The 7834-nt window shown below is 70.7% G+C and carries 9 protein-coding genes; 4 read left to right on the top strand and 5 right to left on the bottom strand.

Going from position 1 to position 7834, the window contains the following annotated elements:
* Together GT354_RS19925 and GT354_RS19930 are read right to left on the bottom strand one after the other, a co-directional pair.
* Positions 1-886, bottom strand: an 886-nt coding sequence (locus GT354_RS19925; protein ID WP_161357653.1) for a PfkB family carbohydrate kinase, incomplete at its 3' end; no start/stop codon positions are given.
* A gap of 236 nt (positions 887-1122) precedes the next feature.
* Positions 1123-1584: a MarR family winged helix-turn-helix transcriptional regulator gene (locus GT354_RS19930; RefSeq protein WP_161357654.1), complete on the bottom strand. Its 462-nt coding sequence runs from the start codon at positions 1582-1584 to the stop codon at positions 1123-1125.
* A gap of 204 nt (positions 1585-1788) precedes the next feature.
* On the opposite strand from GT354_RS19930, the gene GT354_RS19935 reads away from it, so the two are divergent.
* Together GT354_RS19935 and GT354_RS19940 are read left to right on the top strand one after the other, a co-directional pair.
* Positions 1789-2346, top strand: coding sequence for a DoxX family protein (locus GT354_RS19935; RefSeq protein WP_161357655.1), 558 nt, complete (start codon positions 1789-1791; stop codon positions 2344-2346).
* 72 nt (positions 2347-2418) lie between these two features.
* Positions 2419-2919: a VOC family protein gene (locus GT354_RS19940; RefSeq protein WP_161357656.1), complete on the top strand. Its 501-nt coding sequence runs from the start codon at positions 2419-2421 to the stop codon at positions 2917-2919.
* A gap of 14 nt (positions 2920-2933) precedes the next feature.
* On the opposite strand, the gene GT354_RS19945 is transcribed toward GT354_RS19940, so the two are convergent.
* Together GT354_RS19945 and GT354_RS19950 are read right to left on the bottom strand one after the other, a co-directional pair.
* Positions 2934-3671: a class II aldolase/adducin family protein gene (locus GT354_RS19945; protein ID WP_161357657.1), complete on the bottom strand. Its 738-nt coding sequence runs from the start codon at positions 3669-3671 to the stop codon at positions 2934-2936.
* A gap of 133 nt (positions 3672-3804) precedes the next feature.
* A complete protein-coding gene (locus GT354_RS19950) occupies positions 3805-5001 on the bottom strand; it encodes an amidohydrolase family protein (RefSeq protein ID WP_202512076.1) in 1197 nt (398 codons plus the stop codon).
* A 77-nt stretch (positions 5002-5078) separates the two neighbouring features.
* Between GT354_RS19950 and GT354_RS19955 the strand changes: the two genes are divergently transcribed.
* The gene (locus tag GT354_RS19955; protein ID WP_161357659.1) at positions 5079-6020 is read left to right on the top strand and encodes a YihY/virulence factor BrkB family protein; all 942 of its coding nucleotides are present in this window, start codon (positions 5079-5081) and stop codon (positions 6018-6020) included.
* Between the two features lie 176 nt (positions 6021-6196).
* Here GT354_RS19955 and GT354_RS19960 read toward each other — a convergent pair whose 3' ends face one another.
* The gene (locus GT354_RS19960; RefSeq protein ID WP_161357660.1) at positions 6197-6454 is read right to left on the bottom strand and encodes an SCO5918 family protein; all 258 of its coding nucleotides are present in this window, start codon (positions 6452-6454) and stop codon (positions 6197-6199) included.
* 287 nt (positions 6455-6741) lie between these two features.
* Between GT354_RS19960 and GT354_RS19965 the strand changes: the two genes are divergently transcribed.
* The coding region (locus GT354_RS19965) for a helix-turn-helix transcriptional regulator (protein ID WP_161357661.1) at positions 6742-7834 on the top strand (1093 nt) is incomplete at its 3' end.

Genomic DNA, 7834 nt, shown 5'->3' on the forward strand with positions numbered 1-7834 from the left:
CCGCGCCCGCGCGACCGCACGTGACGGCGGCGGCCACGGCGGCCTCGTCGAGAAGCTCGCCCAGCACGACGGTGGACACGGCCCGCAGCCGCTCCGCCGCCTTCGCCCCCAGCAGATCGCGGCCCGCAAGCCCCCGCAGCAGGCCCGCCGTGAACGCGTCGCCCGCACCCACCACGTCGACCACGTCGACGGGCGCGGCCGGACACGTCACCGCGCCCGATCGGCAGAGCCCGTAAGCCCCTTGGCCGCCCCGCGTGACCACGACGAGCGCCGGTCCGCGCGCGAGCCACGCGTCGGCCACCTCGATGTGGTCGAGCTCCGGGTACAACCAACGCAGGTCCGCCTCGGCGGCCTTGACCACGTCGGAGAGTCCGACCAGCTGCTCGACCCGGGCCCGGAGCCGGGCCGGATCACCGGTCGGCGACTGCCGACAGCCGGGGGCGTAGGACACCGTCACCCGCCCACGCCACTGCTCGACGACGCGGCGCACGGCGTCGGCGCCGGATCCGCGTGTGGTCGGGATCACCTCGGTGTGCAGGCAGGCCGTCTCGGCCGGGACGTGCCACGGATCGGCGTCCCGGGGATCCACCGCGAGCGCGAACGCATAGCTCCGCACCGACCCCTCGACCCGAATCTCGGCCACCGGCGCCGTCGCGGCGGGCCCCAGCGATTGCACCCCGTCGGCGGCGAGCCGCGCGGCGAACGCGGCCCCGTACGCGTCGTCGCCGAGGCTCGTCAGCAGCCCCACCCGCGCGCCGAGTCGGCCGAGCCCGATCGCGACGTCGAACGGCCCACCGCCCGCCCACTCGACGAAGTCGCCGCCGCTTCCCGCGAGGTCCGCCGGTGCGGTGGCCACGACGGTGATCAACGGCCGATCCTCGCTCATATCGCAACCCACCCGTGCACCCGATGCGAGTACGGCGACATCCTCATGGAGTACTCATACCCAGCCGAGAGCCCTTCGGCCGCCGCCGCGCCGTCGGGATCGGCAGACCCGACATCGGGCGACCAACCCGTCGAGCCGGGACGAGAGTTCATCGAATCCGGACGGCACTCGTCTCGCCGGAACCGCAGCAACGGTGTGTCGGTCGCCGCCCGCTCCGACCGGAGCCCCGCACCGTCTCAGCCTCCGCTCCGCAACCCCCGCCCCACCTTGCCGAGCGCCTCGGCCAGCACCGTGAGTTGCTCGCGGTCGAGCACGTCGATCAGTACCTCGCGCACCCGCTCCACGTGCCCGGGCGCCGCCGCCCGCAGCCGCGCGTGGCCCTCGTCCGTCAGGACCGCGAACACCCCGCGCGCGTTGTCGGGGTGCGAGTGTCGCCGGACCAGACCCGCCTTCTCCATCTGGGCCACCTGATACGTGATCCCGCTACGCGACGTGAGCACGCGGTCGGCCAGTTCCGCCATCCGCAGTTCCCGTGCGGGCACGCTCGCGAGGTGGACGAGGATCTCGTACTGCGGGTGGGACAGCCCGGAGTCGTCCTTCAGCTGACGCTCCAGGGACCGGTCCACCCGGTTGCTCGCCTCGACGAAGGCCGTCCACGCGGCCATCTCCAGGTCGTCCAGCCACCGTGGTTCGCTCATCGCCTCGCCGTTCGAAACCGTAGAAGGAGTTGTTCAAATTTGTACTCACAGGGTAGCTTCGACCTCAGCAGTACAAATTTGAACTGCAATGCCGTGCCGCAACGCCGTACCGCGTCGCCCCGCTGTGCCGCGAAGCGCAGCGCCCCGCACACCCGCCCGTCATCCCGCGCCCCACCGACCTTGCCCCGATCGGAGACACCTTTCATGTCCTCCCCCATCGAGACAATCAACCCCTCTCGTACCGCGTCGCCCGCCCCCGACGCGCCGACCGCGTCGCCACACGGCTATGACGTCGGCCTGCTCCTCCTGCGGGTCGCCGTCGGCGTGATCATGGTCGCGCACGGCACCCAGAAGCTGTTCGGTTGGTTCGGCAGCGGTGGCCTCGACGGCACCGGCCAATTCTTCACGATGAGCGGCTACCCGGCCGGCAAGACGATGGCCGCGGTGGCCGGCGTCACCGAGACGTTCGGCGGTCTCGCCCTGGTGGTCGGCCTGTGCACCCCGCTCGCCGCCGCCGCGATCGTCGGTACGATGCTCAACGCGACGGCGGTCAAGTGGGACGGCAGTTTCTACGCACCCACCGGCGTCGAGTACGAACTGCTGCTCACCGCCGGCGCCGCCGCCCTCGCCCTCACCGGCCCGGGTCGCTACGCCGCCGACCGTCTCCTTCCCGTACTGCGCGCGCACCGCCTCGCCTACGGCGCGGCCGCGCTCGTGCTGGCCGCGGTCTCGGCGGGCGTCATCCTGTTGATCCGCGACTGATCGATCCGCGACCGTCCGGTCGCATCCGCTCGACCGACACGTCGAGCGACCGAAAGACCCCGAGGAGTTCCCATGCCTGTGCGTCGTCTCAATCACGCCGTGCTCTACGTACGCGAGCTGACCCGCTCCGTGCCGTTCTACACCGAGACGCTGGGTCTGACGGTCGCCGTGGAGGTCCCGCGCCAAGCCGCGTTCCTGCGGGCTCGCGACAGTCTCAACGACCACGACCTGGGCCTGTTCGCGCTCGGCGTGCACGCGCCCGGGCCGCAGCAGGGCCGGGTGGGCCTGTACCACCTGGCCTGGGAGGTCGGCACGCTCGGGGAACTCGACGAGACGGCCGGGAAACTGCGCAAGCGCGGCGCGTTGGTCGGCGCGTCGGATCACCTCGTGTCGAAGTCGCTGTACGCCAAGGACCCGGACGGCAACGAGTTCGAGGTGATGTGGCGCGTGCCTCGCGAGGACTGGCCGGACCCCGACGAGCAGGACCGGATCCGCCAACTCGACCTCCCCGCGGCGCTCGCCCGCTGGGGCGCCGACCGCACCACCGGTGCCGCCGCCGGGTCCGTCACCTGAGCGACCACCCAAGGTCAGTCCAACAGGCCGGGCTCGGCGGCCAGTTCCGCGCGCACGCTCGACTCCCAGAAGCCGTGGAAGCCGTTGCCGTCGCTGCGGGCCATCCGCTCCAGCCACCACGCGGGCAGCGCCGAGTCCGGCCGGCCGCCGGCCGCCCGTACCGACCACGCGTTGCGGCAGCGTTGTTCGAGCGCGACCGCGCGTTGGTGCGCGGCGCGCACCGTCGAGCCCAGGACGAACACGCCGTGCCCGGCGAGCAGCGCGACTTCGGCGTCGCCGAGCGCGTCGACCGCCTTGCGCGCGGCCTCGGTGCTGTTCACCGCGCCGTCGTACTCGTCGATCAGCACGAGATCCCCGCCCCCGCCCAGGCTCGAACTCTGGTCGTAGGCCGGAGGAATCTCGCGCATGTCGGCCCAAATCGTGCCGTGATCGGGGTGGTTGTGCACCGCCACCTGGATGTCCGGGCGGGCCCGGTGCAGTTCCAGGTGCAGTGGGATGCCCAGCGGCACCGGCCAGTCCCCCTCGACGACCTCGCCGTCGAGCGAGATCCGCAGGATGTCGCGGGGGCGGATCTCGCGCCACGTGAGCAGCCACGGATTGCAGAGCAGCGTGCCGTCGCCGAGGTTGTAGGTGATGTGGCCGGCGAGGTGGTCGCGATATCCCTCGCGCCACAGCGTCCTGGCCAGGAGCACCACCTCCTGAGCGGGCGTCAGGTCGGGCATGAGCTTGTCGGCGGTCGGTACGAACGTCATGACGCGGCGATCCTCACTGATCACGAGTACTGAGCGGGAGTACTGATCACGAGTACCGGGCGGGGGTACTGATCACGAGTACTGGGCGGGGGTACTGAGCGGGAGTACTCGGCGGGAGTACCAAACACAAGCGTCACGTGTCGAGTGGCAGCACCACCGCCGGCAGCGGATGGCGATACAGCGCCGCCGCGTTCTCGCTGCACATCAGCCGCAGCTCGCGCGCCGGGATCTCGCCCCAGCACTTCTCGATCACGTCCTGGGTGTGCGGCCACGTGCCGTCCCCGTGCGGATAGTCGGTCTCCAGCATGATGTGGTCGACGCCGATCACGTGGCGCAGGGCGATCGTCGAGGGGTCGTCCAGCGTGCAGAACCAAAAGTTGCGCCGCAGCACGTCTGCGGGCCGCTCGGACCAACCGAGGCCGTAGCCGGATCGGTCGACGATGTTGTCCAACCGGTCGATCAGCATCGGCACCCAGCCGATGCCGCCCTCGCTCATCGCGATCTTCAGCTCCGGGTGCCGCAGCGGGTAGCCCGACCACAACCATTCGCTGCACGCGCCCAGCGACAGCTGACCGAACATCGTGGCGCCCAGTTGCAGCGCCGGGCCGCCCGGCGGCGTCGGGTGCATGCCCGAGCTGCCGACGTGCAGCGAGATTACCGTGCCGGTCTCGACGCACGCGCGGATGATCGGGTCCCAGTGCTCGCGCTCCCACAGCGACGGCAGCCCGATCGCGTGCGGACGCTCCGGCAGGGTGACCGACGTGAAGCCGCGCGCCGCGTTGCGCTCGATCTCACGCACCGCCTCGGCCGGATCGGAGAGGTAGACGATGCCGCACGGGATGATCCGCTCCGGATAGGACATGTACCACTCGTGGTAGAGCCAGTCGTTCCAGGCCCGCACCGCAGCCTTGCCCACCTCCGGCTCGGAGGCGAACGCGAAGACCCGGCCGCAGAATCCGGTGATCTGGGAAGGGAAGTTCAACATCGCCCAGATGCCGCCGAGGTCCATGTCCCGCACCCGGGCGTGCACATCGTGACAACCGGGACGCATCTGGTCGAATCGGGCCGGTTCCAGGGACACGGTCTCGGGGCGCCGCCCGGCGACCGCGTTCATGCCCACCTGCGAGTAGACCGCGCCGTCGAACTCCCAGACCTGCGCGCCGTTCGCCGCCTCGACGATCCGAGGACCACGATCCCGAAGGGCCGCCGGCAGATAGGTCTCGAACAGGTGGGGTGGCTCGACGACGTGGTCGTCCACGGAAATCACCGTGTATCGCACGTCGGCGGGCGTGGGGTCCGGAAGAAACAACCGGTCATCCAGTGCGTTCATGGCGACACCATGGAGCACGAGATCGAAACTCTCCATAGCCAAGTGCTGTTCATCCGCGTGCCGGGCAGACGCCGAGCATGGGCACAGTGACGCGGGTTCCACAGACACGGGACATGAAGGGCGAGGAACTCTCGGCCGACGAGGCATGGGCGACTTTGCGCCGGTACGGCGGCTGGGCGCTGGTCCGGAACGCGTTCGTCCGCTTCCGGTACGCCGACGGCTTCACCCACGCGCGGGCGCTCGCGCTCCAGGCCGTCCTGTCGGTCCTGCCGCTCGCGATCGCCGTGGTGGGTCTGTCCCGGGTCATGCACACCGACAAGTTCGGCCGGGTCGTGTCGCTGACGCTGAGTCGAATAACCGAGGGTCCGAGTTCGGCCGTCGTCCAGGACACCCTGCGGGACGCGGGCGAGGGCAGCGCCGTCGCGCTGTCACTGGGTCTGCTGTTCTCCCTGGTCAACCTCACCACGGCGATGAGTCAGATCGAACGCGGCGCGAACCGGATCTACGGTGTGGAACGCGACCGGCCGTTCGTTCGCAAGTACGGCCGCGCGAGCGTGATGACCCTGGTCGTGGGCGTCCCGATCGGTCTCGGCGTGCTGCTGACCGTGGCGGGCGGCGACATCGTCGGGGCGGTCGCGGACGTCTACGGCTGGGGGCACACCCAACGCACCGTATGGAACACGCTGCGCCGGCCGTTGGGCATCATGCTCGCGCTGATCTCGGCGTCGGCGGTGTTCCGGTGGTCACCGCGCCGCAAACAGCCGGGCTATACCTGGTTGGCGTTCGGCGCCACCGTGTACCTGGTGTTGTGGGTGCTGCTGACCTGGCTGCTCGGTCTCTACATCCGGCTCAGCGGCTCGTTCGACTCGGTGTACGGGCCGCTGAGCGCGTTCGTGTCGCTGATCCTGTGGGCCTACCTGACCTCGATCGCGCTGTTCCTCGGTCTCGCGTTCGCCGCGCAACTGGAGGCGGTCCGTGCCCATCTCACGGAGCCCGTCCGGCCGGACCCCGGCGTGTGAGGACACGGCGCTCCGGGCGCCGGCAGCCGTGCCGCGCGCCCAGCGATCACGATCTGCTCGGGTCTCGGGCGGTCGAGACGGCCGGGACGCTCGCAGCGGCCGTCTGCCCCCGGGGCCGGTCGCTCGCGCGACCGGCCCCGAAGCGGTGTCGGGGATTCGTCACCCGACGGCTGGAATCAGAGCGTGGGCTCGCCCTGTCCCGCCGCCGGGATGCAGGTGAAACCGATCTTCGTCAACGCGCGCGAGACTTCGGCGGCACTGAAGTCCTTCGGTGCCTGACCGGTGATGACCGAGCCGACCTGCTTGACCGGATACGTACGGCGCCCGATACGGACCGATTCGCCGGTGATCGGGTCGGGCTTGACCCCGCTCATAGCGCGCTCCACCTCGTTCATCTGTAGGTGGAAGGACTGACCAGCGATCGTGCAGCGCATATTGCCTCAGCAAAGGAAGGTTTGAGTGCTACCGGTGCCGCAAGTCTTGCGCACACCCGGCCCCAAGCACAGTCCACGACCGCCGTCCGGGGTCCCTCGGTAGTGCACAGGGGTGAAATCTCCTGCTAAACACATGTGTGCCCGGTCCTCCTCACAAGCGGAATGGCTCGTTCCAGCACAGACAACCGCCTCCCTCGTCTGCCACCCTGCTCCCGGCAGCGTTCCTAGCGGCGTCCCCTGCCGCGACGCCGCAGCGACCATCCGGAGATTCCTCGGGGAGGACGTACGTGAACAGGCTCCCGCACACGCCGGTCACCACGAAGGTCGCCTCCGCCCCACTATGGGTCGAATTCGGCCGCACGTTGCGCTCCCGCCGGCGGCTCGCCGGGCTGACCCAGCAGCAGCTCGGGCTGCGGGTCGGCTACCACCACAGCCTGATCAGCAAGTTGGAGGCCGGTCTGCGCGAACCACCCGCCGGCCTGCCGCGCCGGCTCGACGATCTGCTCCAGACCGGCGGCGACCTGTCGGCCCTGCTCTCCAACGACTGGGCGCCGCCGCCGCCCGCTTTGCACCGTACGCACTTCTCGGTCATCCCGGGCGAGGACACCCTGGCCGGACTCGCTCCGCTGGAGGGCCGTTTTTGGCCGGCCCGACTGCCCGACCACGGGCTGCCGTGTCCGCTGCACGCCGACGCCGGCTGCGACGTCCCGTCGTACGCCGACGCGCTGACCGTCCTGGCCGCCGTCGGGGCGGCCGACGACGGCGGGCCGCCGATCGGCGTGGATCCGGACGTCATGCACGTGCTGACCGCGCTGCTCGCGGGATACACCCGGGCCGGCTTCGTCGGCGCCACGGCCGGACTGGTGAGTTCGGTCGAGTACGTTTTGCGCCGCGTGGTGCGCTGGGCCGAAGCGCTGAACGCGCACGGCCGTTCGCCGCACGCACAGTTGCGCCTGGCCGCCGACTACGCGCAGTTGGCCGGGCGCTACCGGATGCAGCAGGGCCAGAGCGTGATGGGCATGTCGTGGTACGACCGCGGCCTCAACTGGGCCGACGTGTGCGACGCCCAGGGGGCGCGTGCGTCGCTGCTCGGTGACGTGTGCACGCTCGCCCGCCTCGACGGCGACGCGACGGCCGCGCTCTCCTACGCGCGCGCCATGGAGGCGGTGGACCCGGCGCGCGGGTGGATCGTCACGCTCGCGCAGCTGTACCAGGCGCGCGGTCACGCGCTCGTGGGCGACGCCGCGGAGTGTCGGCGCCACATCGCGCTCGCCCATTACCGGCTCAACCGCTTCGACGAGCGCGATCGGATCGAGGCCCCGTGGCTGACCGGCCTCACCGGTCGGCTGCGCACCGAGGCCACGGTCGGCGGCGCGCTGC

The sequence above is a fragment of the Streptomyces sp. SID3343 genome, assembly GCF_009865215.1.
Lineage (GTDB): Bacteria > Actinomycetota > Actinomycetes > Streptomycetales > Streptomycetaceae > Embleya.

Excerpts from the sequence above, each read along its gene's own strand:
- GT354_RS19930 (WP_161357654.1), bottom strand. The coding sequence starts at position 1,584 with ATGAGCGAACCACGGTGGCTGGACGACCTGGAGATGGCCGCGTGGACG.
- GT354_RS19935 (WP_161357655.1), top strand. The coding sequence starts at position 1,789 with ATGTCCTCCCCCATCGAGACAATCAACCCCTCTCGTACCGCGTCGCCC.
- GT354_RS19940 (WP_161357656.1), top strand. The coding sequence starts at position 2,419 with ATGCCTGTGCGTCGTCTCAATCACGCCGTGCTCTACGTACGCGAGCTG.
- GT354_RS19945 (WP_161357657.1), bottom strand. The coding sequence starts at position 3,671 with ATGACGTTCGTACCGACCGCCGACAAGCTCATGCCCGACCTGACGCCC.
- GT354_RS19950 (WP_202512076.1), bottom strand. The coding sequence starts at position 5,001 with ATGAACGCACTGGATGACCGGTTGTTTCTTCCGGACCCCACGCCCGCC.
- GT354_RS19955 (WP_161357659.1), top strand. The coding sequence starts at position 5,079 with ATGGGCACAGTGACGCGGGTTCCACAGACACGGGACATGAAGGGCGAG.
- GT354_RS19960 (WP_161357660.1), bottom strand. The coding sequence starts at position 6,454 with ATGCGCTGCACGATCGCTGGTCAGTCCTTCCACCTACAGATGAACGAG.